Origin of the sequence: Paraburkholderia sp. HP33-1 (assembly GCF_021390595.1) — a bacterium.
Classification (GTDB): domain Bacteria; phylum Pseudomonadota; class Gammaproteobacteria; order Burkholderiales; family Burkholderiaceae; genus Paraburkholderia.
The window spans coordinates 367,237-393,709 of record NZ_JAJEJR010000003.1 but is presented as its reverse complement, the minus strand read 5'-3'; the positions used below and the strand labels follow the sequence as shown (position 1 = coordinate 393,709).

Genomic DNA, 26,473 nt, shown 5'->3' with positions numbered 1-26,473 from the left:
ACATTCATCCCGCGGCCTTCTGAACGCGCACACAAAACCGTTCGAGACTAGCCAGGATCTCGTCGGCCGACTTGCTCCAGATGAACGGCTGGGGGTGGGCGTTGTAGACGTCAAGGTAGTGCCGGATTGCATCTTCGAGCTGGCGCGTCGAACGATGCGTGCCGCGACGAAGGTACCTTTCGGTAAGCGTGGCGAACCAGCGTTCGACCTGATTGAGCCACGACGCCGAGGTGGGTGTGAAGTGAATCTGGAAGCGGGGATGACGAGCGAACCACGCCTTGATCGAGGGAGTCTTGTGTGTGCCGTAATTGTCCATCACCAGATGCACATCCAGGTGGGGCGGCACATTGGCTTCGATGGTGCGCAGGAAACGCAGGAATTCGCTGCTGCGATGGCGCCGGTGCACCTCGCCGATCACTTCGCCAGTGACAATGTCCAGCGCAGCAAATAGCGTGGTCGTGCCGTGACGCATGTAGTCGTGAGTCCGTCGCGCGGGAATGCCTGGGGCCAACGGCAATATGGGCTGCGTGCGGTCCAATGCCTGTATCTGGCTCTTCTCGTCAACGCACAGCACCATCGCCTTGAGCGGCGGATCCAGGTACAGGCCGACAATATCGCGCACCTTGTCGACGAACAACGGATCGCTAGAGAGCTTGAACGTCTCCTGCCGATGCGGCTGCAGTCCGAAGGCACGCCAGATCCGCGACACCGCCGTCTGCGAGAGCTTCATCTCCCGGGCCATCGTGCGCGTGCTCCAGTGCGTCGCCCCGGCAGGCACGGACTCGAGCGTCTTCGCGATGACCGCATCGACATGCGTGTCATCGATTGTCCTGGGTGCACCGGGGCGTGGCGCGTCAAGCAGTCCGTCTACACGGTCTGCGACAAATCGCGTGCGCCATTTAGAGACAGTTTGCTGCGTAAGCTGCAGTTTCGCCGCGACCGTCTTGTTGTCCATCCCTTCGGCACAAGCCAGCACGATGCGCGCCCGCAACGCCAACGCCTGTGCTGTCTTGCGCCGCATCGTCAGCGCCTTCAGTTGCTCGAATTCCGATTCGCTCAGCACGAGTTCCCGTTTGGGCCGTCCGCTCATCGCCACCTCCTCGTATCCGTGCCACACATAGCACTCTAGGACGCGGCGAAAATAATACAATGAATTTGTAACTCACCACACTAGAGTTGACACTAATTAGTCGAGCCTGAACAATTCGGCGAGCCCCGTGCAGCGGAGCTTTGAGGCCGAAATGGTGTTGTTATATTTGCAGGAACCTGGCACATTAACGTGAGAATCCTGCAAATTCTGATGAGGTGCGGATGGGTCCCAAGACGCCTGTGACTGAAGGAGATTTCTTCCGGCAACCGCTGCGCGAACAGATCAATCTGAAACATCCGCTGGTACGGCTGGCTGACCTGATCAACTGGGATAGGCTGGGCGTCGCGATGAGCGAAAGCTTCGTGTCGCGCAAGGGGCGACCGGCGACATCGCCCAGGCTGATCGCCGGTCTGCTGTATCTGCAGCACGCATTTGATCTGTCCGACGAAGAGGTCGTCTGGCAATGGGTGGAAAATCCGTACTGGCAGGTGTTCACCGGCGAGACGTACCTGCAGACCGAACCGCCAATCGATCCGTCGAGCCTGACGCGCTGGCGCAAGTGGCTGGGAAAAGCTGGTGTTGAAGAGCTGCTCGCTGAGACGATTGAGGCAGCAAAACGTGGCGGCGTGATCAAGGCTGCGAGCGTGAAGCGCGTGATCGTCGACACCACTGTCATGCAAAAGGCGGTCGCGCGCCCGACGGATTCACGCCTGCTCGAGCGGTGTCGCGAACATCTGGTGAAGGCTGCAGCGCGCCACGGCCTGAAACTGAGACAGAACTACAACCGCGAGGCGCCGCGCCTGGAGCGTCAGATTGGCCGCTACGCTCATGCAAAGCAATACAAACGCATGAAGAAGGTGCTGTGTACGCTGCGCTCGCGTGTGGGTCGAGTGATGCGTGACGTGGAGCGGCAGATTGATTCGGTATCCGAAGGAAGCCGTGTGTCCTTGGAGGAACTGGTCGGGCGCACGAAGCGGATCCTGTTGCAGAGGCCGAAGGACAAAAACAAGCTCTACGCGCTTCACGCACCGGAAGTTGAATGTCTGGCGAAGGGCAAAGCCCGAACCCCATACGAGTTCGGTGTGAAGGTGTCGATCACGACGACGCACAAGGAAGGCCTTGTTGTTGGCATGCGCTCGATGCCGGGCAACCCGTACGATGGACACACGCTTGCAGAAGCGCTGGAGCAGGCGGCGATTCTAAGCGACATCACGCCGGAAATCGCCGTCGTCGACCGTGGCTACAAGGGTGTGGACATCGAAGGGGTGAAGATCTACCACCCAGGGCTGCGGCGAGGCATTACGCGGGGATTACGGGCGATGATCAGACGGCGCAGTGCGATCGAGCCGGCCATCGGCCACATGAAGACGGACGGAAAGCTCGACCGGAACTGGCTGAAAGGTACGCTCGGTGACGCGATGCACGCGGTGCTGTGCGGCGCTGGCCACAACCTGCGAATGATCCTCAGGACGCTGCGGTTTTTTTGCGCCCTCGTTCTTGTCGCGTTGTTTGCTTCTGTCGATCAGACAACGCCCGTCGTCTGATGCCGACGACGGACAAAAAGCTTTATTCAGGGCGGACTAATTACAGCAGAGATCAATGAAAAATAATTGTCGACAATTTTTCGAATTTCGGAGTTATTTTTATTTATATTTTTTCACCATTTCATCTGCGTCCGTTTGTACTCAAAATCCAAATCATCCCCAAAATGATGATCTACACGACGGAATAGCGCCAAAGTCGCCACCGAATCGAGATCTTCATCCGTATACCGGCGCGCGTAGACGTGACTACCGCGTGCGCGGATGATCGTTTCTAGTGGTTCGTAAACAATCGTCCTCACCATTGAGGGAAGATCTGTATTTCGATACAAACGAGATATTTTGTTCGCATACGCAGTCATGCGTTGTTCCAGCATATATATCTCCTGCAGATGCGGAACTTTATGTAATCATCGTTTTTTACCTTATTGGATCGAGGCGAACGAACTGAGACCAATGTTGCGACCAGATCAAGTGCGTCGATTGTCGAAGTCATTTCTGTGTAACCAGAGAAAATATCGCGAAACGCGTTATCAGTTGCACGTTCAAATTCTTCGCGCGCATTTTTTGCCTTGACGATTGGGTCGAGGTATTCAGCAGCAAAATTTGCCATCATCGCCTGAAATTGTTGGAAATCCATTTTTCTCCTAGGCTGGCTTATATAGTGGCTATACGAATCTCGAGGTGATGTGAATGATGCATCACTGCAGGGAAATTCCGCAAACGAAACACCGCAGCGCAAGGTCGTTCGCATTGACGCGTCGCGGATGTTCAAGAGACGCCGCGTCCCGAGCGAGCTCCAGACGCGAACTTCGACAGAACGAAGATCCCTTGGCGGGACTTACTAGTCTCACTAGCATCGGCTCAGTTAGACGCTGTTGCCTTGCGGCACCAAGGTTCCAACTTGAGCGAACAAAGTTCCAAGTTGACTGTTGACGTTCATTCGCGCCGGAGGTACGCGGATCGAGGGACGTCCGGTTGTCTTTTATTGAGCAAACCTGCGCGACCAGTTCGGACAGGAGTACACGGGACCAGGAGTCAACAAGAATATCAAAAAGAAATTTCTAGCCGCGATGCGTGAGGCACTCGCCGTCTACCCGCAGGCCAACGTCAAGCAGGTAAAGGGCGAACTGATGCTGATAGCGTCGTCGTCGCCGATCCCGTTCAATGAAATCGAATGCAGTGAGGAAATTTTTTTGAGTTTAAGGTTCCGAAGGTTCCGTGTCACCCTGAGAATTCGGAGCTGACAATCTCTGTATTTGCTCCCCTACCCAGGCATTTGCGAGAAAGTTCGCTAATGCGGTTTCCAGGCTCGCTAGGTTATGAATATTGTCATCAACTTCTGAATACCGTATGTTGCAAGGATACCCAGAATCCGACTGCGTCCAACGTGCCAACTTCACCCGCTTGGCATCGGTTCCGTTAGTATTCCTTGCTATTATCCATTCTTCTGACGGAATTGGCTCAGCGTCGCGGATAAGCTTGGACGTGGCTAACGTTAGTGCTAGGAAAGCACTACCGTAGGCTCCTCCTTTGGGGAACGTCTGAAACTTCATCTCAATCGCACCGTTGGTGACATCGGCAATGTCTTTGAACAAGCGAGCGAAAGTCTGCAAGATTTCCTTCCTTGCGATCTTCGCGCGGTCAACCGCCTCTTGACCTTGTATAAATGCCTGTCTGAAGTCCGTCATGTTTTTTTGCTCCGCAGAGAAATGCAACTGAGAACGGGAAAATGGTCAAACCGTTCACGCTTAATCCGCAACTTTAGTTCGTCTGACGCCATCACGTCGGTGTATCGTTCCTCTAGTGTCATCTGTCCATTTCCCAAAAATGCGGAGGAAAAGATGACTTGATCGAAGGTATGCCATTGGGAGTAGTCCCCGCCACTGTAGAAGCAGGTTCCGCACACACTGTTATCCCCGGTCGAGTCTTCATGGTGTATCGATTCGCCAAGCTTCCGCCAGAAAGGGTTGTAGGGTGTGCGATCGCGCTTCGTCGCCAAAGTCCGATCTCGTGTAGCTCGTAGATAGTATGCTAGTGACGGAGAGGAAGGGTCGTCGTTGTAGTCGCCCATCAAGATATAGTAACCGTCTGCCGTCATGGTGCTATCAATCGCACCCCTGAGTGCGATCCCCAACTGTGCCCGTTTGGGATTCGATTCTTCCATCGTAAGTCGGCTCGGCCAGTGCGAGTAAAACACGTCTATCTTGCCGCCCAGAAACGTTTTGAACCTTGCACGTTTCGCAACTTTTAACCGTTTTCCATCGATGTTGGTTATATGTGTTCTTTGTGATTCCAAGGTCAGGCGGCTTGTGTCGTAGAGCAATGCCGTGTCATGTTTTAGCCTTTTGGTCCGATCCGTGCTGTCTACAAGCTCAATGCTTTTATCGTCCAATTTAGCCATAATTAACGACAGGTCATTTGAGCAGACTTCACCGAGCCCGAAAATACCAATCGGTGTCTGGCTATGCATCGTTTTGATTTCCTCTGCGACAAATTCGCGATCGGCGTCCGTACTATCAAGTTTCGGGATGGGCGGCGAAAGACCTGTGTTCCACCACATGACCGGAAGAAGCGATACCTGAGTCCAAAACATTAAAAAGTCGTAATCGAAATTGGTTGAAGGCGCTCACGGGTATTGGCACGCGTGGCCGTGCGTCACGGTCGGAATGATGCCATGCACTTACCGGATGCGCGAGGAAAGCTAGGTGCCGGATGCCGCGCGGCGCTCACCAAGGCGCTGCACTGCAGGCGATTCCGGTTCCACAACTCACGCCATTCTTCAGGCAGCGCGGGCGAAATCGGAATCAGACGTTGCGGCTCGATGATACTGCACAAAAACACAGAAATACCCCGTCATTGCGGGATCACACGCGTGTTTTCCGGCACGCCGAATCGGACACCCCTGGTCTCATCGAATCGCCCCCAAATAACCGTCACTGCGGAAAGCACAAAGACTATTTAAATCTCAATTTCAATAGTTTTTACAATACAAAATATTGCGCCGCACCACGATTTTTCCCGTTGCCGCAGACTTTGTTGCACCCGAACGACGAGTCTAACGATCCCGCAGACTTTGTTGTGCCCCGATATAAGCCCGATCGAAATTCCTCGCGTCACCTTGACATGCAAGCAATCTCTTGCCTATAGTAAATGCAACAGATTACTTGCCTATAGCCATTCATGGCCGAGCGCCCCGACGACACAGACCTGCTATTCAAAGCCCTCGCCGATCCAAGCCGTCGCAAGCTGCTGGACGTGCTGCACGCGCACGACGGCCAGACCCTGAACGATCTGTGCGAGCACCTCGATATGACGCGGCAAGGCGTAACGCAGCATCTGGACCTGCTGGAGGCGGCGAACCTCGTCGTTACGGTACGAAGCGGGCGCGAGAAGTTGCACTTCCTCAATCCGGTGCCGCTACAGCAGATCTACGAGCGCTGGATCGCCAAGTTCGAAAAGCCGCGCCTGAAGGCGCTCTCAACCCTGAAACGACGCCTGGAGAAAGGCAATGACTAGATCGACGTTCGTCTACGTGACCTATATCCGCACCACGCCGGAACAGCTATGGTCGGCATTGACCGACTCGGAGTTCATCAAGCAGTACTGGTTCGGCATGCACTGCGAAAGCGAATGGACGGCGGGTTCGGCGTGGAAACTCGTGTCCAGCGCGGGGGAGATTTTCGACGCAGGCGAGATCGTCGAGGCGGAGCCGCCACGGCGCCTCGTGATCCGCTGGCAACACCAGATTCGTCCCGAGTTGCAGGCCGAGGGCGATTCGCGCTGCACGATCGAACTCGAACCGAGTGGAACGGCGGTCAAGCTGACGCTCACGCATACGATCGAGCGCGATCCGTCGAAATTCATCGAGGCGGTGTCGGGCGGCTGGCCGAAGATCATGTCCAACCTCAAATCGTTGCTCGAGACGGGCTCGATTGCCCTGCAGGAGGCTTATCCGGCCAATGGCGGGAATCATGCCACGAAGGCATGAAGCGTGGCTTTCCGCCATATCACGCTGATAGAATCACCCGGCACCCCTCGACCATCTTGGGAAATCAGCATGGAAATACAGCCCTATCTGTACTTCAATGGCCGCTGCGAGGAAGCCATTGCGTTCTATCGTTCGGCGCTCGGCGCGCAGGAGTTGCTGAAGCTACGCGCGAAAGACGCGCCACCCGATCCCGCCCGCCCAGTGCCACCCGAACACGCCGACAAGATCCTCCACGCAACGCTCGTCATCGGTAACACGCACGTGCTGATGTCGGACGGCGATTACCGCGGCGGCAACACCGTGCATGCGGGCTTCAGCCTGTCGGTCACCGCCGACGACCAGGCATCTGGCGAGAAATATTTCAACGCCCTGTCGGAGGGAGGACAAGTCACGATGCCGTTCCAGCAGACTTTCTGGACCAGCGGCTTCGGCACCTTGATCGACCGGTTCGGCGTGCCGTGGATGGTCAACGTCCGGCACCAGGAGCCCGCGGCGTAGCCATGAGCTATGTCTGCCAGGAGTGCGGCGCCTGCTGCGCGCAGTTCCGCGTCTCGTTCTATTGGGGCGAAACCGATTCGACGACACCTGGCGGCGTCCCCGAGTCGCTGACGACACCCATCTCGCCTCATCGCGTAGCGATGCGCGGAACCGAGGCAAAGCCAGTGCGTTGCATTGCCCTCGTCGGCGAATCCGGCAAGTCAGTGGCATGCTCGATCTATGCGCAGCGTTCGAGTACCTGCCGGGAATTCGAGGCCGGTTCCGAGCGCTGTATCGAGGCGCGCAAGACTTTGGGATTCGGGCCGCTTCCCCCGGACTTTCAAGCCTCGTCGTCCTCGCCGATGACGCCAAACTCGGCCGTCGTCTTCACATAGAACAGATGCAGTCCCTCCGCGCGCAGCCGATCGAACAACCGATCGGCTTCGTCGCTCGTCACCGCCATCACGACGGACAATGGCTGATCGGCAAGCTCGAAGAAGTGCGCGGAGTGAATACGATGATGATGGCCGATGCCTTCGCAAGCCGGAATCACGGTCGCGCCGCGCAGGCCGAGCTCGCTCGCGAGACGCACAAGCCAGTCGGCAAGCGGCCTGCCGTGGTGGCTGCGCCCCTGCTGGGTGAAGAACGTAACCTGATAGCCGTGCATGTCGGTGCCTCCTGAATGCAGATCGCGCAAGCCCGAGGCCGCACTGAGCCGCCCTGTCCTGCCCGTTTACTTTTGTAAGCGGAAACATGCAGCGCCGCATCGCGCTTCAGGACGGTCACGAGACAAGTTTAGATGTCAGGCCGCGCGAGTGCCAGGTTGAAGCCGGCCACTCGCCGCGTAGTCCCGGCTCACTGACCGTACACGTCGAAATCGAAATACTTTTTCGCAATGCGGTCGTAAGTGCCATCGGCACGCATATCGGCAATGGCTTTGTCGATTTTTTCCTGCAGATCGGTATCTTCTTTACGCAAACCAATTGCCGTGCCGCTGCCGAGCGTTTTCGCGTCGTAAAGCGGATTGCCGGCAAATGCAAAGTCCTTACCGCGCGGTGTGCGCAAAAAGCCGATGTCCGCTTGCACCGCGTTTTGCAACGACGCGTCGATACGGCCGGCAAGCAAATCCGAGTACACGAGATCTTGATCCTGATACGGCACGACTACCGCGCCGGCCGGCTCCCAATACGTCTTCGCATAGGTTTCCTGAATCGAGCCCTGCTCGACACCGATGCGCTTGCCCTTCAGCGCTTCGGGTGTCGGCTCGATCGGCGAGCCTTTCTTCGCGACGAGACGCGTCGGAATACGAAACACCTTCGACGAAAACGCGATCTGCGCCTGACGCGCGGGCGTCATCGACATCGTCGACAGCACGCCGTCGAATTTGCGGCCTTTCAGCGCGGGAATCATGCCGTCGAACGAATTCTCGATCCACACGCATTTCGCGTCGAGCCGCCGGCAAATCTCATTGCCGAGATCGATGTCGAAGCCGACGAGCTTGCCGTCGGCGGCTTTCGATTCGAACGGCGGATAGCTCGCGTCGACACCGAACCGCACGGTCGACCAGTCCCTGGCGATCGCGCTCGCGGACGATACGGCGAGCAGCGCAATCGTCAGGGTTGCCAGCATGGCTTTCATTTCTGCTCCTTATTGGTTTTTTAAATGAATACAAACAGGCACGCGCGAAAGCGACCACTGGCGGACAACCGCGCTCCGGTTGATTTGCCATACATTGTCACTTAGAATTTTCCGCAGGGTCTCCTTCAGGAACCGATGCCGTGGCTTCGAACAACGGAAAACCGCTGTCATCGTATGCTCCTCGGGGACTGTTCGGCCTCTGGATCATCCTGTTCGTCATCTGGATGATCGCCAATGCGTCGCTCGCCATCGAACCCGCTCTCGTCGGTCTCGTCATTACCCTCGTCATCGCGCATGTCTTCGTATCATCGAGCGAAGCATGGCAGCGCCTTCGTCTGACGCCGCGCGCACTTTATCACTTCGCCGCGTATACCACGACCTTCGTCGTCGAACTCGTGCGCGCCAATCTGCACGTGATGGCGTTGGTCTACTCGCCACGTATCGACATCAAACCCGGCATCGTCAACGTTCGCACTCGCCTCGAAACACCGCTCGGCCGTCTCGCGCTTGCCAATTCGATCGCGCTCACACCGGGCTCGCTCGTGATGGATATTCGGGACGACATACTATTCGTTCACTGGCTCGACGTGAAGACGACCGATATCGACGAAGCAACCCAGGCACTCGTCGCGCCGTTCGAAAAGCATCTGGAGAAAGTCTTTGGCTGAGATCATGCTCCGGATCGCCGCGGTGCTGATCTTCTTCGCGATCCTGTTCGGCGTGATTCGTCTCGTGATCGGCAAAACCCTCGTCGACCGCATCGTCGCGATCGACATGCTGACGGTCATCTCGGTATCGCTGATCGCGCTGTACGCGCAGGTCTCGGGCCGTTTCGTCTATATCGACGTCGCACTTGTCTATGCACTGCTAAGCTTTCTGTCCGTGCTCGCGATTGCGCGCTTTCTCGAAAGGGGGCTGTGAGCCATGCTCGAAGTGCTCCTGCTGCTGATGTGCGCGAGCATCCTCGCGAGCGGCGTACTGGCCGTATGCCTGAAGAGTCTGCTGGCCGCGATGGTGAGCTCGGGGCTTGCGAGCCTGTTCGCGGCGGTGGCCTTCCTGCTGCTCGCCGCGCCCGACGTCGCGATGGCCGAAGCCGCGATCGGTTCGGGACTCGCGACTTTTATCTTCCTGTACGCAATCCGCAAAACCGGTTACCAGAAGGGCTAGCGCATGTTCGAACTGATCGGCAGCGTGTTCATTCTCGTGGGCGCGGTCTTTCTGTTCTCTGCCGGCCTCGGGATTTTACGCATGCCCGACGCCTATACGCGCATCCAGGCCGGCACCAAGGCGTCGACGCTCGGCAACATGCTGGTGCTGATCGGCCTCGCGTTCTATCACCCAAACTGGACCTTCCGTCTGATCCTGCTGATCTACTTCGTGCTCGTGACCAATCCGGTCTCCTCGCATGCGCTATCGCGCGCCGCCTGGCTGATCCGTACACCGATGACGCCGTCCGCGGTCGTCGACGCGCTCGCGGAAGAAGACGGGCGCACCGCGGGGGAGGCGGAACCATGATGCGTCGCGTGATCGCACTGCTGACGGTGCTGCTGTTCGCTGTCGTGTTCTGGCGGATCGTCGGCGGCTATACGGAGTTGCAGGCACTGCGCCCGCTCGCCTGGTATTACGTCGTGAGAGGGCCGATCGAACTCGGCGCGCCGAACATCGTGACCGGCATTCTGATCACCTTTCGCGGCTTCGACACGCTCGGCGAAGTCGCAGTGCTGTTCATGGTTGCGGCGAGCGTCGGCATGCTGCTGAAAGAGGAAAGCAACGCGGCGTCCGCCACCGCGGCAGACGAGACCACGCACGCGCGACGCCCCGCCGGCGAGATCGTGCATACCGGCAAGCAGGTGCTGCTGCCGATGATCTTCACCTTCGGCTGCTACGTGATCCTCAACGGCCACCTGTCGGCGGGCGGTGGTTTCCAGGGCGGCGCGATCGTCGCGTCGGCCGTGATGCTGATGATGCTCGCGCGACCCCGCTCGCCGCTGAACGTCGCGCTGCTGGGCGTCGTCGAGTCGCTGGCGGGTGTGATCTACGTTTGCATCGGCATTCTGGGCCTCGTGCTCGCGGGCGGCTTTCTCGACGCGCGCTTTCTACCGCGCGGCGAGTTCGGCGCATTCTTCAGCGCCGGCGCGATCCCGCTGATTTCCGCGCTACTCGGCGTCAAGGTCGGCGCGGAGCTTAGCGTCATCATCGACCGGTTCAGAAGCTGAACCGCTTTGCATGGGATCGGAGCACACCGTATGACTACCGGCATCCCGGTTTCGACGATCCTGCTGATCACGGGCTTCTGCCTTGCGCTGATCGGTCTGTGGGGCATGCTGACCCACCGCAACATCCTGCGCATCATCATCGGCTTCGCAGTGTTCGACACGGGGCTGCACATCGTGATGGTCGCGACCGGCTACATCACGGGCGGCACCGCGCCGATCATCGACGCGGCGCTCAGCAAATCCGCCGCCGCGCACCGGGCGATCGATCCGGTTCCATCGGCCCTCGTCGTCACGGCGATCGTGATCGGGCTATCGGTCACCGCCGTCATGCTTTCGTTCGCGATCCGTCTTTACGCCGCCAAAAAAACGCTTTCCATCGACGCCTTCACCGAGTCGAAATGGTAGCCACGCTCTTTCATCCGCTGCATATCTTCATTCTCGGGCTCGGCGGTGGCTTCGTCATTCCGCTGCTGTATCGGCTCGGCAAGCCGTGGCTCACGCTCGGCTTCTTCATCGCGCTGTGCGGCATCGTGCTCGTGTCCGGCGTATCGTTCTACGGCCTGCTCGACGGCGGCGAGACGATCGAGGTGCTGACCGCGGGCGCGCTGCCGCCGGTCTCGATCAATCTGCGCTTCGGCTTGTGGGAAGGCTTCTTCACGTTCAGCGTCAACCTGGTCGCGCTGCTCGGCGCATTGCATCTGTGGGACCGTCTGCGCGGCAACTATGCGGCGTTGCTGCTGTACCTGATTCTGGTGATGGGCATCGACGGCATGGTGATGACCCGCGACCTGTTCAACCTGTTCGTGTTTCTCGAGATCGTGTCGATCTCGACGTACGGGTTGTTCGGGCTCGACCGCACGCCTGCCGCGCTCGCCGCCGCGTTCAAGTACATCATCGCGACCGTGATCGCGTCGACGTTGTTCCTGCTCGGCGCGGTACTGCTCTACTACGCGAGCGGCACGTTGAACATCGACGAACTGCTGTCGTTGCGCGACCGGCTCGGCGGCCCGATCGGCACGACCGCGATCCTGCTCGTATTCGCGAGCCTCGTGATCGAGCTGAAGCCGTTTCCAGCGAACGGCTGGGGGCTCGACGTCTACGAAACCGCGCCGAGCGGCGTCGCCGCGATGGTGTCGGTCGGCGTGTCGGCGGGCGTGTTCTTCGCGCTCTTCAAATTGCTGCCGCTCTTCGACGGCCAACTCACGCTGCTCGCCGTGTCGGGCGGCGTCACGTTCCTGTTTTCAAACCTGCTCGCGATCAAGCAGACGAAGCCGCAACGCGTGCTCGGCTATTCGTCGATTGGGCAAATGGCGCTCCTGATGCTGTCGCTCGCACTGCTGCGCCAGGTCGGCGCGGACGCATCGATTCCGCTCGTCATCGCCGGCCTCTTCATCAACCATCTGTTCGCGAAGGCCGGACTCTTCTGGTTGATCGGCGTGCTGCGGCGGCACGGCGACGATGCCCGCGCGATCCTGTCGCGCAGCCCGCTCCTGATCGGCCTGCTCGGGCTCTTCCTCGTCGCGATCGCGGGGCTGCCGCCGTTCCCCGGCTTCTGGGCGAAATGGGAACTTGTCTTGCGCCTGACCGCCGCCGGCAAGCCCTACTGGATCGTGCTGATCCTGACCGGCTCGCTGCTCGAAGCGGGCTACATGTTCCACTGGTTCGTGCGCGCGCTCGCTCCATCCGAGAACGAAGCCAAAGCCCGTCCCAGCGTCGTCGCACTGCTGCCGCTCTTCGGCGTCGCGGTGCTGCTGATCGCGGCGGCCTATATGGCGGCCGTGTTCTCCGGCGTCGCGTCGGCCTGGATCTTCTCGCCGCTTGCGGCGGGCGCGCTGTTCTATGCGGCCGATCGTCTGCCGGGACGCGTGAAGGGCGTGCTCGCGCTGATCGCGATTGCGCTGATCGGCAGTCTGCTTTGCGAAGGCACGGACGGCATCGGCGGACTGTTCGCGTGGTTGCTGCTCGCGGGCAGCCTCGTGATCGCCGCGGCGAGCCTCTATCGCGACGACGTGCGCGCCGGCTTCTATCCGATGCTCGTCGTGCTGACGCTGTCGATTCCGGCGCTGCTGCGCTCATCGACGACACTCGAGTTCTTTTATAGCTGGGAAATCATCACGCTGTCGTCGTGCTTCCTGATCGCGAAGTGCCGCCGCGCGGGACCGCACGTGCTGACCTTCCTGCTGTTTTCACTGCTGGCGGCGTTCTTCCTGCTGGCGGGCTTCGCCAACGTCGCGGCGATCGACGACACGATCGCGCTATCCGCGCTGATTCACTCGGGACCGGAAGCGAACCGCGCGTTCGTGCTGCTTGCGGCCGGCTTCCTGATCAAGGCCGGCGCGATCGGCGTGCACGTATGGCTGCCGGGCGCCTACACCGAGGCGGAAGACGACGTGACCGCGATGCTGTCGGCGGTGGTCAGCAAGGTCCCGATGTTCGGCCTGCTGATCGGCACCTATCTGACGATACGCTCGGAGGTCGGCCTCGAACTCGCGCACGTCATGACATGGATAGGCATGCTCACTACCCTGTTCGGCGCACTGATGGCGTATCGGCAGAACGACTTCAAACGCATGCTGGCGCTCTCGAGCATGAGCCAGATCGGCTATATCGTGAGCGCGATCGGCTTGATGAGTCATCTCGGCTGGGTCACGGCGCTGTACCTGGTCGCCAATCATATGTTCGTGAAGGGCATTCTGTTCCTTGCGCTCGCAGGTGTGATCGTGCGCACCGGGACGCGCAATTTCGCCGATGTGGGCGGCCTCGCGCGCGAGATGCCGCTCACGTTCGCGATGGTCGTGATCGCGCTCGTATCGATGTCCGGCCTGCCGCCGCTGATGGGTTTCGGCGGCAAGTGGCTGCTGCTGAGCGCAATGACCGACAAGGGCTGGTACGGGCTCGTCGTCTGCGGGCTGATCGCGACCTGCGTCGGCTTTCTGTACATGCTGCGCCTGCTGAACGGCATCTTCCTCGGACCGCGCCCGCCGCAGCGGCCGAAAGTGCGCGAAGCACCGGTGATGCTGCTCGTGCCGCAGTTCCTGTTCGTGGTCGGCATCGTGATCCTGTCGTTCTTCCCGAAGCTGCTGATCGAGCCGGTGTCGGCCGCGATCGATCCGCAGTTCGCGGCGACACTGGTGTGGGGCGGTATGTCGCTCGAAAGCATCTACGGGTTCTGGAATCCGACACCTGTCGTAATCGTCGTGCTGATCGTCGCGACGATCGTGTTCGGGCTCGGCGTGCTCTACTATCGCAGCCGGCGCGGCAACGCGCGCAACGCCCCCGACTTTTACCACTTCTACCGGCCGATATTGAGCCGCACGGTGCCGCCGGTCGCGCAGCTATTCTGGCGTGGCATCTCGCACTACGCGCTGGTGGCGGCGGCCCGGATACGGCGCGTCTATACCGGCAATGGGCAGACCTATGCGCTGTATGTGCTGCTGTATTTTCTCGTGATCTATTTTGCAAGTACGGGGCTGAGCGGGGCGGGGATGCAATCAGGACAATGACGCGGCGCTGCGTGCGCCCCTACTCACTCGCTCGTCGACTCGACCGGCAATTCCGAGCCGCGATCTCGCGCGGGACGTTGCACGGCTCGAACGAGCCCGCTGCCGCCGCCTCCGCAGAAGAACAGATCCGCGCCATCCGACTCGAGTCCGGAGACGCCCGTGCCGGCCGGCATCTCGACGCGCTCGAGCACTTCGCCGGTGCGCGGATCGATATGTCTGAGCTCGCTCTCGTCACCTTCCCACGTGCCATGCCATAGTTCGCCGTCCACCCACGTGATGCCGGTCACGTAGCGATTCGATTCGATCGTGCGCAGCACCGCGCCAGTGTCCGGATCAACCTGATAGATTTTTCGTTCGGGGTACTGACCCACCCACAGCGAACCCTCGGCCCATGTCAGCCCCGACTGGCCGCCGTCGCCAGGCGCGGCGATCGTCGATAGCACGCGGCCGCTTTGCGGATCGATCTTCTGGATGCGGCCGTTCGCGATCTGGAACAGGTGCTCGCCGTCGAAGGCCGTGCCTGCGTCGGCGGCCACCGCGATCGAGCGCAGTGTCTCGCCGCTCGCGGGATCGATCGCGTCGAGCCGTTCGCCGGTCGCGATCCACACCTGCCGGCCGTCGTAGGTGACCCCATGCACTTTATCGACGCCCTTGAAGGGACCATATTCGCGGACGATCCTTGCGGCTGAGCGGTTCATGGAGGTCATCCTATTCATGAAGGGAACGGGGAAGGGAGTAACAAAGCTGTCGCGAATCCGGCGATGGGCGGCGTCATCCAGCGGCGCGCACGCCCGTCGCCCACCGGCTGTACCCTGCCGGCCGCGGCGAGCGCATCGAGCGCGCGCTGCACGGTGCGTTGACTCGCGCCGAGCACCAGAGCAAGCGCCGAACTCGACCACGATTCACCGTCCGATAGAAACGCAAGCAACGCCGCATGCTCGCCTTCGACCGGCGGCGCCAGCACGACGACCTCGCGCGCGTGACGCGGCGCGAACTCGAAGCCGCGCGTCGTTGCGCTGACGCTCGCGAGCGTGCCGAGCGCCGCGCGCAGCCGGCCGATTTCGACGCGCAAGCGCGCGCGATGCGATTCGTCGGCGCGTTTGGCGCGGAATGCGCGCGCGACGAGCGTGTCGCGCGGCACGTCATCAGGCCATGCCTCGCCGAGCATGCGTGCGAGCGCAAACAGGACCGGTCGGCTGCCGAGCGCAACCGTCGCGTTGGCATCGCGGATCGCGTAGCGGCAAGCGTCTACGATCAGCGGGCCGCCCGCCTGGTTGGAGGTCAGGAGCTTCTCGACCTGATCGAGCAGGATCGGTTCTTCTTTGCCATGAGCGATCATACGCGCCGCCGGTTTGCGCAGCGCCAACGAAGCGCTTTCGACTTCCCCGATCAACGCCGGAATGCCGGCCTCGCGAGCCGCGCGTTCGGCCCGCGCCAGCGCGGCTCGGGCAACGCCGCTGCGCAATCGTCGCAGCGCAACGCCCGCGACGACCAGCTCATGCGCGGCACGCAACGCGGGCGGAAAGAAGCGAGGATCGAGGGCGGCGAGCTTGCGCTCCGCTTCGTCGAGACGGCCGATCAGCAGCAGACGCCGCGCCGCCAGATACCGCGCATGCGCGGCATTGACGCGGTCCCCGTGTGCGTCGAGCGTCGCTGTGGCGGCGTCGAGTGTTCTGGCGGGCCACGCAAGATCGCGCGACGCGAGCGCGATCTCCGCTTCGGCGACCACACATCTCGCACGCGCCACCGCTTGCCGCGCGCCGAACGCGCGCGCGGCGCTGCGCACCAGCGCCCTGGCGCGCACGAAATCACCGAGCTGCGCCATCGCGATGCCGCGCAACGCGAGTGCCGGCGCGTCGTCGCGCAACGCGACGCGGTCGAGCGCCCCGAGCGGATCGCCGGCCGCGAGCGCGCGCGCCGCCGCCGAGATCAGCGCGTCCACGGCGTGTGAATCCGCGCGTAGCACATCAATGCATCAAGCAAATCCCGCCACACTTGTCACTCCCACCCGGTCGATGCCCGCCACTAATCTAGCATGACCATCAACCCTCACCGACGCCGTCGCGGCAAGGGCTCGCGCGGCGCGGCACGACCCACGGAGGAACCCGCCATGACCACGCATCCGACCGGAACACGCGAACAGTGGCTCGCCGCGCGACGCGCGCTGCTCGACGCGGAAAAGGTCCACACACGACGCGGCGACGAGCTCGCGCAGCAACGCCAGGCACTGCCGTGGGTGAGGGTCGACAAGGCCTATCGCTTCGATACCGACGAAGGCAGCGCGTCGCTCGCCGATCTGTTCGGAGGACGTTCGCAGTTGCTCGTCTACCACTTCATGTTCGGCCCCGACTACACGGCGGGCTGCCCGTCTTGCTCGTCGATCGCGGACGGCTTCGACGGCTTCGTCGTGCATCTCGCGCATCACGACGTGACGCTGATGGCGGTCTCGCGCGCGCCGCTCGCGAAGCTGCAGACTTACAAACAGCGCATGGGTTGGACTTTTCCGTGGGCGTCGTCGGCAAACGGCGATTTCAATTTCGACTTCAACGTCTCATTCACCGAGACGCAGCAGCGCGAAGGCGATATCGAGTACAACTACGCCCGCAACAGTCACGCGATGCACGTGACGCCCACCCCCAAACCCGTCTCGCAGTTCGCAGCGAGCTGCGGCACCGATGCGGCCACCTATGCGCGCGACCGGCCCGGCATGAGCGCGTTCGTGCTCGAAGACGGCGTCGTCTACCACACGTACTCGGCCTATGCGCGTGGCGTCGATGGGCTGTGGGGCATGAACCAGTGGCTCGATCGCGCACCGAAGGGACGCAATCAGACGGGCGTCTGGTGGCGCCGTCACGACGAGTACGAGCGGTCATGAGCCCGCTCGTGCGCGCTGCCCGCGCAAGCGGGCAGCGCCTCGCCACGCGGCGCGGGGCCGTCTCATCGGAGCCAGTGTTCCTTGGCCTCTGTGCGTTGCTGTTCGTCGTGAGCGTCGCGGCGACACTGGCTCACAACGCGTCGATGCCGGCGATGGGCGCGTTGCCGATGCCCGGCGGCTCGTCGATGTCGACGCTATGGATGCCGACCTGCGGGCGCACGTGGGCTCGCGCCGCCGCATCATTTGTCGGCATGTGGATCGTGATGATGGCGGCGATGATGCTGCCGTCGCTGATGCTGATGCTGCTGCGTTATCGCGACGCGATCGGCGCGCGGGCAACTGCGGGGCAACGCGCCCTGCTGACGAACCTAGTGAGCGGCGGATACGCCCTCGTATGGATAGCGCTCGGGGTCGCCGTGTTTGCGCTGGGCGCGTCGCTCCCGGCGCTCGAACTGCGGTGGCCAGCGCTCGCGCGGTTAGTGCCGCTAGTGGCCAGCGGGGTCGTATTGCTCGCGGGTGCGTTGCAGTTCAGCACATGGAAAGCGCACCGCCTCGCCTGCTGTCGCGCGACACCGAGCCTCGCTGCCGATGCGGCAAGCGCGTGGCGTTACGGTCTGCGCATGGGTATCGATTGCGCCGGCTGCTGCGCGGGGCTGACGGCAATACTGCTCGTCGTCGGCATGACGGATTGGCGCCTGATGGCCGTCGTGACGGCCGCGATCACCGCCGAGCGTGTCGCATCAGACGGCGCGCGCGTCGCGCGGGCGATCGGCGTCGTAGCCGTCGGCGGCGGAGGTTTGCTGCTCGTCAAAGCCGTCTCAGGCGGTTGACGCTCACGCCGCAACTGCCGCCGATCGCTTCGGAAATCGTTACGCGACGGCCTGGCCATCTCGACATTGTTTTAATTTTAGAAACAGTGATTTCGGAAATTAGGTATTTACCCTAGTTTCCGCTCCCCCTAGACTGTCATCACTGCTGCAGACAAATGCGTTTCGCAGCCTAACAAGACAAACTTGGAGGTAGTAAAAAATGAAATCGCTCGTTCAAGCTATCGTTATCGCCGCTACCCTCGCTGCTCCGGTCGCTGTTTTCGCTCAATCGAACCAGCCGCTGACCCGCGCGCAAGTCCGCGAAGAGCTGGCTCAGATCGAAAAGGCCGGCTACAACCCGGCACGTTCGAACCCGAACGAGTACCCGGCGAACATTCAGGCTGCTGAAGCCCGCGTGGCTGCGCAAAACAGCGCGGTCGGCGGCGTGACCAACGGTTCGTCGGAGCAAGGCCGCGCAGCGCAGTAACCTGCATCCCGGCTGGAAAGTTGCTGTAGCAGTACCTGCCGGAGCGCTCCGCCATAGCGCTCCCGCGGCTTCCCCTACTGGCCCGCCATCGCGATTGAATGCAATGGCGGGCCAGTTCCGTTTTGGGTGCCGCCAAGGGCTTCGTGTTAAACGGCGCCCGCGTTGATATAAGCGGTCTTCACCGTCGTATAAAACTCGCGCGCGTAGCTGCCTTGCTCGCGAGGACCGTAGCTCGACCCCTTCCTGCCGCCGAACGGTACGTGATAATCGACGCCCGCCGTCGCGGTGTTGACCATCACCATGCCGGCCTGCATATGGCGGCGAAAATGGCTCGCGTACTTCAGCGACGTCGTACAGATGCCGGCCGACAAGCCGAACTCGGTGTCATTGGCGACCGCGAGTGCCTCCTCGTAGTCCTTGACCTTGATGACCGACGCCACCGGCCCGAACACCTCTTCGCGGTTGATGCGCATTGCCGAGGTCGTCTCGGTGACCAGCGCCGGCGCAAGGAAGTAACCGCGCGTCGAGCCTTCGACGCGCTCACCGCCGAACACCGTGCCGCCCTCTTCGCGCGCGATCGCCAGATAGCGCTCGTCCTGTGCCAACTGCTTGTCGTCGACGACCGGACCGATGTGCGTGCCGTCCGCGAGTGCATCGCCGACCTTGAGCGCCTGCATGCGGGTCTTCATGCCGTCGATAAAGCGGTCATAGATTCCCGCGGTCACGATCAGCCGGCTCGATGCCGTGCAACGCTGGCCAGTCGAGTAGAACGCGCCGTTGATACAGGCTTCGATCGCGACATTGAGATCGGCGTCGTCGAGCACGACCATCGGGTTCTTGCCGCCCATTTCCAGCTGGAACTTCTTGCCCGACTCGAAGCACTTCGCGCCGATCGCGCGGCCGGTCGAAACCGATCCGGTAAAGCTCACCGCATCCACATCCGGCGAGCTCACGAGCGCCTCGCCGACCACCGAGCCGCGTCCCATCACGAGGTTGATCACGCCTGCCGGTGCGCCCGCGTCGGCGATGATCTTGACCAGCTCCCACGTGCTGGCCGGCACCAGATCGGCCGGCTTGATCACGACCGTGTTGCCGTACGCAAGCGCCGGCGCAATCTTCCACGCCGGAATCGCGATCGGGAAATTCCACGGCGTAATCAGGCCGACCACGCCGATCGGCTCGCGGGTCATTTCGACCGTCATGCCCGGGCGCACCGACGGCACCGTTTCGCCGCCAACGCGCAGCGCTTCACCCGCAAAGAACTTGAAGATCTGCCCGGCGCGGCCCACTTCGCCGATCGCCTCGGGCAGCGTCTTGCCCTCTTCGCGCGCGAGCAGCTTGCCGAGCTCCGCCTTGCGCGCGAGGATCGCGCTGCCCGCCTGGTCGAGCAGATCGAAGCGCTGCTGCGGTGTGGACAGCGACCACTGCGCGAAGGCCTTGCGCGCGGCGCTGATCGCGCGGTGCGTCTGCTCGGCGTCCGCCTGTGCGAATTCGCCGATCACGTCGTCGAGATTCGACGGATTGACGTTGCGAGAGACGCTGGCGCCGTCGACCCACTGTCCGTCGATGTAGTTTGCAAATTGGCTCATGTCCTGATTCTCCTTTCGAAAACTGCAGCGGCAATCCTGTTAAGCAGCAACCAGCAAGCCACGGGCCGCAAGATTGCGATACAGCGCGCGCACGCCGAACGTCCACGGTTCGATTTCCGTGGACAGGCGCACCGTGTTGGTCAGCGCGCCGAGCTGCGGCGTTGAAATCGTCACGCGGTCGCCAAGGTGGTGCGTGAAGCCGCCGCCGGGCGCGTCGCGATCCTTGATCGGCGAAAACATCGTGCCGAGGAACAGCATGAAGCCGTCCGGGTACTGGTGGTGACGGCCGCAGGTCTGCGCGACGAGGTCGGCCGGGTCGCGGCTGATCTCGGTCATGTGGCTCACGCCGTCGAGCACGAAGTCGTCATCGGCGCCTTCGACGCGCAGCGACACGCTCGCGGTGCGCACCGAGTCGAGCGAAAACGTGCCGTCGAACAGCCGCACGAACGGGCCGATCGCGCACGAGCCGTTGTTGTCCTTGCACTTGCCGAGCAGCAGCGCCGAGCGGCCTTCGATGTCGCGCAGGTTCACGTCGTTGCCAAGCGTCGCGCCGACGATGCCGCCGCGGCTATTCACCGCCAGCACGATTTCCGGCTCCGGGTTGTTCCACACCGACGCCGCGAGCAGGCCGACATCCGCGCCGAAGCCGACCGCCGACATCGGCTGCGACTTCGAAAATACTTCGGCATCCGGACCAATGCCGACTTCCATGTATTGGGACCACGCATCACGCCGCTCGAGTTCGGCCTTCAGCTTCATCGCGGCTTCCGAGCCCGGCTTGATTTTCGACAGGTCAGTGCCGATCGTCGACGCGATCGTCTCGCGCACTTCCTTCGCCTTCGCCGGATCGCCGCCCGCCTGCTCCTCGATCACGCGCTCGATCAGGCTCACCGCGAACGTGACGCCGCAGGCCTTGATCGCCTGCACGTCGCACGGCGCGAGCAGGCGCACGGAGGGCGCGTCGGCGCCAGGCAGGTTCGCCTCGATCAGTTGCGCGACCGGCCCGAGCGATACGCCCTGCGCGCTACGTGCCAGTTGCGCGGCATCGTCGCGCTCGAACAGATCGGCGGTGGTCGGCACGGTCGCGGTGATGTCGAACACCTCGCCGCCGCGCACGACGACCACGCACGGTCCTTCGTGCTGCTCGGTCTTGCGCCACACACGGCCGATGAGCAGTGCGTCGTTCAGATCGCCGGGAAGAAAGCTGGAGGGGGAAGTTGCGGACATGGGATTAACTCTTTCGGATAAGTTGGAAGACGGGCAACGGGGGCAACGCCGGGCGTCGCGTTGCGTGCGAAGCCCGGCCTTGTCACCTGCATGTCAATGCGAATGCCGCGGATTGCCGCGCTCGGCAATCACCTTCAGATATAGCGTCGCCGGTTCGAGACAGCCGCCGGTCGAAAGCTGGCCGACCGTCTTGCGATACAGCTCCTGCCACGGCGTTTGCGCGGGCGGAATCTCGAAGTGGACGGTTTCGCGGCGCCGCGCGAGTTCTGCTTCGTCGACCAGCACGTTGACGCTGCGCGAATTCAGATCGACGCGGATGCGGTCGTTCGTGCGCAAGAGCGCGAGGCCGCCGCCCACCGCTGCTTCCGGCGACATGTTCAGAATCGACGGGCTTGCGGACGTGCCGCTCTGACGGCCGTCGCCGAGCGTCGGCAGCGACGTGATGCCCTGGCGCACGAGCGCCGCCGGCGGCGCCATGTTGACGACCTCGGCGCTGCCCGGATAACCGACCGTGCCCGTGCCGCGAATCACGAGGATGCAATGCTCGTCGATTTCGAGCGACGGGTCGTTGATGCGCGCGTGATAGTCCTCGGGACCGTCGAACACGATGGCGCGCGCTTCGAAGGTGTTTTCCGCGCCGGGCTCGCTCAAATAGGTCTGGCGGAACGCTTCACCGACTACTGACATCTTCATGATCGCGCTGTCGAAGAAGTTGCCCGACAGCACCATGAAGCCTGCGCCGTGTTTCAGCGGGTCGTCGGTCGTCTTGATGACCTCGCGATCGGGCGTGGGCGCGGCGGCTGCGATTTCGCCCATCGTGCGGCCCGACACGGTCAGGCATTGCTCGTGCACCAGGCCGCCCTTCGCGAGCTCGCGCATCACGGCCGGCACACCGCCCGCGCGATGGAAGCTCTCGCCGAGATATTCGCCGGCGGGCATGCAGTTGACGATCAGCGGCACCGGCTCGCCGACCCGCTGCCAATCTTCGAGACTCAGTTCGACACCCATGTGACGCGCAATCGCGATCAGATGCGGCGGGCAGTTGGTCGACGCACCGAGCGCCGAGGCGACGACGATCGCGTTCTCGAACGCTTCTTTCGTCATGATCTTCGACGGCCGCACGTCCTCGCGCACCAGATCGACAATCCGCTTGCCGGTCGCGTAGGCCATCTGGCCGCGCTCGCGGTACGCGGCCGGAATGCTCGCGCAGCCGGGCAGCGACATGCCGAGCGCTTCGGCGAGGCTGTTCATCGACAGCGCGGTGCCCATCGTGTTGCAGTGACCGATCGACGGCGACGACGCAGTGGTCAGCTCCATGAAGCCTTCGTAGTCGATCTCGCCGGCTGCCAGCAGATTGCGCGCATGCCAGATCACGGTGCCCGACCCGACGCGCTTGCCGTCGTGCCAGCCGTCGAGCATCGGGCCGCCGGAGAGCACAATCGCCGGCATGTCGACGGTGGCCGCCGCCATCAGGCAGGCGGGCGTGGTCTTGTCGCAGCCGGTGGTCAGCACGACACCGTCGAGCGGAAAGCCGTGCAGGATTTCGACGAGCCCCAGATACGCGAGATTACGGTCGAGCGCGGCGGTCGGCCGGCGGCTCTGCTCGGCGAGCGGATGCACCGGAAACTCCATCGGAATGCCGCCCGCGTCGCGGATGCCGGCCTTCGTGCGTGCCGCGAGTTCAATATGATGCCGGTTGCACGGCGCGAGATCGCTGCCCGTCTGCGCGATGCCGATGATCGGCCGGCCCGACTGCAACTCTTCGCGCGTCAGACCGTAGTTCATGAAACGCTCGACGTACAGCGCCGTCATATCCGCGTGCGAAGGATCGTCGAACCATTCCTGGCTGCGCAGCCGGCGCGGGGTGGATGCTGACATGATGCTCATCTCTCTGTCATGGTGAATTTTGCTTCAGCGTGCCCAGCGTGTTTCTGTGCGCGCGCTGTCTCGCGGCCGGGTCCGCCGTCTTCTCCGGTAAATCGGCATCAAGCCGAGGATGCCAGCGGTGGCGATCGTCAGAAAGGTGATCGCGCACATCACATGATGCGCCAAAGCTGCGCTCATGATCCGAGTCCGCCAATCGCGTTACCGGTAACATTTCTGGTTGTGGATGTTACGCCCGGCCTACCATCCGGACAACCAAGGGATATCCCTGAGCCGTTTAATTAAGGGGAGTTCGGGTGCGCCATTTACGCGCTATCGCGCGCAATCACCGTGAAATCGATCTTCACCGCTTTCCTGCGCCGCACCTCGCCCGCGTCGCGATCCGCGAGCGCGGCGAGCAGCGTTTCGCCGGCGCGCAGGCCGATGCCGTACGCGTCGACCGACACCGTCGTGATGCTCGGCTGACAGCACCACGACACCTCGAAGTTGCCGAAGCCGGCAATCGCGATGTCGCCCGGCACCGACAGCCCGCGCCGATGACACTCCATGATCGCGCCGAACGCCGACATGTCGCTCACGCACATCACGGCCTCGGTATCGGGCCACGTGTCGAGCAATGCGCCGACCGCGGGCGCGCCGTGGCTCATGGTGATCGGCGAATCACCGAGCCGGATCACGCGCGGCTCGCCAAGGCCCAGCGCCTTTATTTCGGCGACGTAGCCGCGCATCCGGTCGTGCCCGCGCCGATCGCGCTCGCTCGCGCCAGCGATGAAGCCGATCCGCCGATAACCGCGCTCGTGCAGATGCCGGACCATCGCGCGCGCCGCCGCCGAATTCGAAAAGCCGACGACTGTATCGATCGGATCCTTGGGCAGATCCCACATCTCGACGACCGGAATGCCGGCGCGCTGCAACAGCATGCGCGTCGCCTCGGTGTGCCGTCCGCCCGTCAACGCGACGCAGCGCGGCTGATGACGCAGCATCGAGCGCACCAGCAGTTCTTCCTGTTCGAGGCGGTAGTCCGTATCGCCGAGCAGCAGTTGCAGACCATGCGGACTCAGCGCGGCATTCAGGCCGCGCACCGTGTCGGAGAAGTTGGAGCTGGACAGCGACGGCACCAGCACGGCGACGAACTCCGAGCGCCCCGACGACAACGCGCCCGCCGCCGCATCGGCGACGTAGCCGAGTTCGTCGATGACTTTCTGCACGCGTTCACGGGTCGCTTGCGACACGTTGCGGCCCGCGAGCACGCGCGACACGGTCATCTTCGAGACGCCCGCGCGTTCGGCAACATCGGACATGCGGGGCGGGACAGGTGGCCTGGACGTCATGATAGGAATTGGGGCGAATGCGCGAGGGTCACGGAACGCACATGATAGCGGGCCGCTCATTACGAAGCGACCAGGGCAACGTCAGGGTTGCGTTTTGCGGCGCGGGTCCTCGCGGTGGATTGGCTCTAGCGCTCGAAGCCCACCGTGCAGCGTGCCTGGATCTGCCCCGCCACCGGCGCGCGGAACGAAAACAGCCCGCCCGCCAGCGGCTGATGCTGCCGCTCGAGCGCCGTCAGTCCCTTCCATGCGGTCGACACATAGACCGTTTGCAGATCGTCGCCGCCGAACGCGAGCTTCGTCACGTTCGCGCACGGCAACGGCACCTGATCGACCAGCTCGCCCGCGGGCGAGTACCGTTCGATACGCCAGCCGCCGAACAGCGCGATCCACACGAAACCCTCGGCGTCGACCGCCATGCCGTCGGGATGGCCGTCGCCCGAGATCGCGGCGAAGATGCGCTTGCCCGACAGCGTGCCGTCCGCGGCGACGTCGAATGCGTAGACCACCCGGCGCATCGTGTCGTTGTGATACAGCGTGCGGCCGTCCGGGCTCATCGCGGGGCCGTTCGTGATCACGTAATCGTCGTCCTGCGCAAGCGCCGCGCCGTCTTCGTTCACGCGATACAGCGTGCCGCTCGGCGCCTCTTCCGCGTCATCCATCGAGCCGAACCACAGGCGTCCCCGTGCATCGACGAACCCATCGTTGAGCCGGTTGCCCGGCAGATGCGGTTCGACGTCGATGAGCTTGCTGAACTGCCCGCTCGCCGGATCGAAGCGATGCAAGCCGCCCGGCAGCCCGCACACCAACGTGCCGTCCGTCAGCGGCGCCAGAAAGCCGGGTTGGTCGGGCGCCTGCCACGTCCGCTGTTCGCCGGTCGCGACGGACAGCCGATGAATCCGGCGCCCCTTGATATCGACGAAATACACGGCGTTTTCGGCGGCCTGCCACAGCGGCCCTTCGGCGAGTTCCGCGCCGACTGCCCATACGCACACAGGGACCGGCATGCTCATTCTCCGTACCACCCTGCGTCGACGAAGTAATCGCGGCCGGAGCAACGGGATGCGTCATCCGACGCGAGGAACAGCGCCATGCGCGCGACGTGCTCCGGCTCGATGCGCAGTTGCAGACACTGACTCGCGACGACCTTCGCTTCGCTCTCCGCCGATTGCCACAGCTGCATCTGCCGCGGCGTCTTCACCGCACCGGGGATGATGCAGTTCACGCGAATGCCTGCGCCACCGAGGTCGCGCGCCAGACCGCGCGTGAGCCCTTCGATGCCGGCCTTCGCGGTCATATAGATCGCGAGGTTCGGCAGCGCGAGATGCCACGACACCGAGCCCAGATTCAGGATCACGCCGCGCCCCGCGCGACGCATGCCGTTCGCGGCGGCTTGCGCGCAGAAGAACTGGTGCCGCAGATTCACCGCGATCCGGTCGTCCCAGTAGCTCGCGGTGAGCTCACCGAGTTCGTGCCGGTCGTCGTTGCCGGCGTTGTTGACGAGCACGTCGATCGGGCCGGCCGCCTCGACGATCGCGGCAAACGTGCCTTCGATCGCGTCGACGCTGCGCAGGTCGCAGCGTCGGAACGTCGGCGGATGCTTCGCGTGGCGAAGCGTTTCCTGCAGCGCGAGCGAATCGTGCTCGGCGACGTCGAGAAAGAACACGCGCGCGCCCTGTTGCGCGAAGGCTTCGACCATTGCAGCGCCGATCCCGCTGCCGCCGCCGGTCACGACGATCGTTTTGTCCGACAGGCTCGGATAGATTGCGTAAGACATCAGATATTCCACTTGTTACGAGTAGGTCCACACACAGGGCG

30 protein-coding genes are annotated in these 26,473 nt (G+C 62.4%); 15 read left to right on the top strand and 15 right to left on the bottom strand.

Features of this window, described 5'->3' with window-relative positions; genetic code table 11:
* Positions 1–4: 4 nt before the first annotated feature.
* Positions 5–1,090 (bottom strand): IS630 family transposase, encoded by a 1,086-nt coding sequence (locus L0U81_RS28815; protein ID WP_233808645.1) that lies wholly within the window; start codon positions 1,088–1,090, stop codon positions 5–7.
* 221 nt (positions 1,091–1,311) lie between these two features.
* On the opposite strand from L0U81_RS28815, the gene L0U81_RS28810 reads away from it, so the two are divergent.
* Positions 1,312–2,634 carry an IS5 family transposase gene (locus L0U81_RS28810; RefSeq protein ID WP_233808643.1) on the top strand — a complete coding sequence of 441 codons (1,323 nt, stop codon included), beginning with the start codon at positions 1,312–1,314 and terminating at the stop codon, positions 2,632–2,634.
* A gap of 113 nt (positions 2,635–2,747) precedes the next feature.
* On the opposite strand, the gene L0U81_RS28805 is transcribed toward L0U81_RS28810, so the two are convergent.
* From L0U81_RS28805 to L0U81_RS28790, 4 genes are all read right to left on the bottom strand, one after another.
* Complete coding sequence (locus tag L0U81_RS28805) at positions 2,748–3,008, bottom strand: hypothetical protein (RefSeq protein ID WP_233808641.1); 261 nt, start codon at positions 3,006–3,008, stop codon at positions 2,748–2,750.
* On the bottom strand, positions 2,990–3,271 hold the full coding sequence (locus L0U81_RS28800; protein WP_233808639.1) for a hypothetical protein: 282 nt from the start codon (positions 3,269–3,271) through the stop codon (positions 2,990–2,992). Before L0U81_RS28800 ends, L0U81_RS28805 begins: the two co-directional genes overlap by 19 nt.
* Positions 3,272–3,833: 562 nt before the next feature.
* A complete protein-coding gene (locus L0U81_RS28795) occupies positions 3,834–4,322 on the bottom strand; it encodes a hypothetical protein (RefSeq protein ID WP_233808631.1) in 489 nt (162 codons plus the stop codon).
* The gene (locus L0U81_RS28790; protein ID WP_233808629.1) at positions 4,319–5,227 is read right to left on the bottom strand and encodes an endonuclease/exonuclease/phosphatase family protein; all 909 of its coding nucleotides are present in this window, start codon (positions 5,225–5,227) and stop codon (positions 4,319–4,321) included. The genes L0U81_RS28795 and L0U81_RS28790 overlap by 4 nt, the downstream gene beginning before the upstream one ends.
* A 587-nt stretch (positions 5,228–5,814) precedes the next feature.
* Between L0U81_RS28790 and L0U81_RS28785 the strand changes: the two genes are divergently transcribed.
* From L0U81_RS28785 to L0U81_RS28770, 4 genes are all read left to right on the top strand, one after another.
* Positions 5,815–6,150: an ArsR/SmtB family transcription factor gene (locus L0U81_RS28785; RefSeq protein WP_233808627.1), complete on the top strand. Its 336-nt coding sequence runs from the start codon at positions 5,815–5,817 to the stop codon at positions 6,148–6,150.
* On the top strand, positions 6,143–6,622 hold the full coding sequence (locus L0U81_RS28780) for an SRPBCC family protein (RefSeq protein ID WP_233808625.1): 480 nt from the start codon (positions 6,143–6,145) through the stop codon (positions 6,620–6,622). Before L0U81_RS28785 ends, L0U81_RS28780 begins: the two co-directional genes overlap by 8 nt.
* Positions 6,623–6,691: 69 nt before the next feature.
* On the top strand, positions 6,692–7,120 hold the full coding sequence (locus L0U81_RS28775) for a VOC family protein (protein WP_233808623.1): 429 nt from the start codon (positions 6,692–6,694) through the stop codon (positions 7,118–7,120).
* 2 nt (positions 7,121–7,122) lie between these two features.
* Entirely contained in the window at positions 7,123–7,494 is a 372-nt protein-coding gene (locus L0U81_RS28770; protein ID WP_233808621.1) for a YkgJ family cysteine cluster protein, read from the top strand.
* Here the strand turns inward: L0U81_RS28770 and L0U81_RS28765 are convergent.
* Together L0U81_RS28765 and L0U81_RS28760 are read right to left on the bottom strand one after the other, a co-directional pair.
* On the bottom strand, positions 7,440–7,766 hold the full coding sequence (locus L0U81_RS28765; RefSeq protein WP_233808619.1) for a DUF190 domain-containing protein: 327 nt from the start codon (positions 7,764–7,766) through the stop codon (positions 7,440–7,442). The genes L0U81_RS28770 and L0U81_RS28765 overlap by 55 nt on opposite strands.
* A 188-nt stretch (positions 7,767–7,954) precedes the next feature.
* Positions 7,955–8,737 (bottom strand): ABC transporter substrate-binding protein, encoded by a 783-nt coding sequence (locus tag L0U81_RS28760; protein WP_233808616.1) that lies wholly within the window; start codon positions 8,735–8,737, stop codon positions 7,955–7,957.
* Positions 8,738–8,877: 140 nt separating this feature from the next.
* Between L0U81_RS28760 and L0U81_RS28755 the strand changes: the two genes are divergently transcribed.
* The 7 genes from L0U81_RS28755 to L0U81_RS28725 are packed head-to-tail and all read left to right on the top strand — an operon-like array spanning position 8,878 to position 14,456.
* Positions 8,878–9,405: a Na+/H+ antiporter subunit E gene (locus L0U81_RS28755; RefSeq protein ID WP_233808614.1), complete on the top strand. Its 528-nt coding sequence runs from the start codon at positions 8,878–8,880 to the stop codon at positions 9,403–9,405.
* On the top strand, positions 9,398–9,658 hold the full coding sequence (locus L0U81_RS28750; RefSeq protein WP_233808604.1) for a monovalent cation/H+ antiporter complex subunit F: 261 nt from the start codon (positions 9,398–9,400) through the stop codon (positions 9,656–9,658). Before L0U81_RS28755 ends, L0U81_RS28750 begins: the two co-directional genes overlap by 8 nt.
* 3 nt (positions 9,659–9,661) lie before the next feature.
* Positions 9,662–9,904: a hydrogenase subunit MbhD domain-containing protein gene (locus L0U81_RS28745; RefSeq protein ID WP_233808603.1), complete on the top strand. Its 243-nt coding sequence runs from the start codon at positions 9,662–9,664 to the stop codon at positions 9,902–9,904.
* A gap of 3 nt (positions 9,905–9,907) precedes the next feature.
* On the top strand, positions 9,908–10,252 hold the full coding sequence (gene mnhG, locus L0U81_RS28740) for a monovalent cation/H(+) antiporter subunit G (protein ID WP_233808602.1): 345 nt from the start codon (positions 9,908–9,910) through the stop codon (positions 10,250–10,252).
* Entirely contained in the window at positions 10,249–10,953 is a 705-nt protein-coding gene (locus L0U81_RS28735) for a Na(+)/H(+) antiporter subunit B (RefSeq protein ID WP_233808601.1), read from the top strand. Before mnhG ends, L0U81_RS28735 begins: the two co-directional genes overlap by 4 nt.
* Before the next feature lie 30 nt (positions 10,954–10,983).
* Complete coding sequence (locus L0U81_RS28730; protein ID WP_233808600.1) at positions 10,984–11,358, top strand: sodium:proton antiporter; 375 nt, start codon at positions 10,984–10,986, stop codon at positions 11,356–11,358.
* Positions 11,352–14,456: a complex I subunit 5 family protein gene (locus tag L0U81_RS28725; RefSeq protein ID WP_233808599.1), complete on the top strand. Its 3,105-nt coding sequence runs from the start codon at positions 11,352–11,354 to the stop codon at positions 14,454–14,456. The genes L0U81_RS28730 and L0U81_RS28725 overlap by 7 nt, the downstream gene beginning before the upstream one ends.
* Before the next feature lie 23 nt (positions 14,457–14,479).
* Here L0U81_RS28725 and L0U81_RS28720 read toward each other — a convergent pair whose 3' ends face one another.
* Entirely contained in the window at positions 14,480–15,154 is a 675-nt protein-coding gene (locus tag L0U81_RS28720) for a Vgb family protein (protein WP_233808598.1), read from the bottom strand.
* A 14-nt stretch (positions 15,155–15,168) separates the two neighbouring features.
* On the bottom strand, positions 15,169–16,398 hold the full coding sequence (locus L0U81_RS28715; RefSeq protein ID WP_233808596.1) for a helix-turn-helix domain-containing protein: 1,230 nt from the start codon (positions 16,396–16,398) through the stop codon (positions 15,169–15,171).
* Between the two features lie 168 nt (positions 16,399–16,566).
* Between L0U81_RS28715 and L0U81_RS28710 the strand changes: the two genes are divergently transcribed.
* From L0U81_RS28710 to L0U81_RS28700, 3 genes are all read left to right on the top strand, one after another.
* Positions 16,567–17,331 (top strand): DUF899 domain-containing protein, encoded by a 765-nt coding sequence (locus L0U81_RS28710; protein ID WP_233808595.1) that lies wholly within the window; start codon positions 16,567–16,569, stop codon positions 17,329–17,331.
* The gene (locus tag L0U81_RS28705; protein ID WP_233808592.1) at positions 17,328–18,161 is read left to right on the top strand and encodes a DUF2182 domain-containing protein; all 834 of its coding nucleotides are present in this window, start codon (positions 17,328–17,330) and stop codon (positions 18,159–18,161) included. The genes L0U81_RS28710 and L0U81_RS28705 overlap by 4 nt, the downstream gene beginning before the upstream one ends.
* A gap of 199 nt (positions 18,162–18,360) precedes the next feature.
* On the top strand, positions 18,361–18,627 hold the full coding sequence (locus L0U81_RS28700) for a DUF4148 domain-containing protein (protein ID WP_233808590.1): 267 nt from the start codon (positions 18,361–18,363) through the stop codon (positions 18,625–18,627).
* Between the two features lie 146 nt (positions 18,628–18,773).
* On the opposite strand, the gene L0U81_RS28695 is transcribed toward L0U81_RS28700, so the two are convergent.
* The 6 genes from L0U81_RS28695 to L0U81_RS28670 form a co-directional block, all read right to left on the bottom strand.
* The gene (locus L0U81_RS28695) at positions 18,774–20,216 is read right to left on the bottom strand and encodes an aldehyde dehydrogenase family protein (protein ID WP_233808588.1); all 1,443 of its coding nucleotides are present in this window, start codon (positions 20,214–20,216) and stop codon (positions 18,774–18,776) included.
* A 39-nt stretch (positions 20,217–20,255) separates the two neighbouring features.
* The gene (locus L0U81_RS28690) at positions 20,256–21,443 is read right to left on the bottom strand and encodes a fumarylacetoacetate hydrolase family protein (RefSeq protein WP_233808587.1); all 1,188 of its coding nucleotides are present in this window, start codon (positions 21,441–21,443) and stop codon (positions 20,256–20,258) included.
* A 93-nt stretch (positions 21,444–21,536) separates the two neighbouring features.
* Positions 21,537–23,321, bottom strand: a complete 1,785-nt coding sequence (locus L0U81_RS28685) for an IlvD/Edd family dehydratase (RefSeq protein ID WP_233808586.1) — start codon at positions 23,319–23,321, stop codon at positions 21,537–21,539.
* Positions 23,322–23,632: 311 nt separating this feature from the next.
* Entirely contained in the window at positions 23,633–24,628 is a 996-nt protein-coding gene (locus L0U81_RS28680; protein WP_233808584.1) for a LacI family DNA-binding transcriptional regulator, read from the bottom strand.
* A gap of 155 nt (positions 24,629–24,783) precedes the next feature.
* Positions 24,784–25,668: an SMP-30/gluconolactonase/LRE family protein gene (locus L0U81_RS28675; protein ID WP_233808583.1), complete on the bottom strand. Its 885-nt coding sequence runs from the start codon at positions 25,666–25,668 to the stop codon at positions 24,784–24,786.
* The gene (locus tag L0U81_RS28670; RefSeq protein WP_233808582.1) at positions 25,665–26,432 is read right to left on the bottom strand and encodes an SDR family NAD(P)-dependent oxidoreductase; all 768 of its coding nucleotides are present in this window, start codon (positions 26,430–26,432) and stop codon (positions 25,665–25,667) included. Before L0U81_RS28670 ends, L0U81_RS28675 begins: the two co-directional genes overlap by 4 nt.
* Positions 26,433–26,473 lie beyond the last annotated feature (41 nt).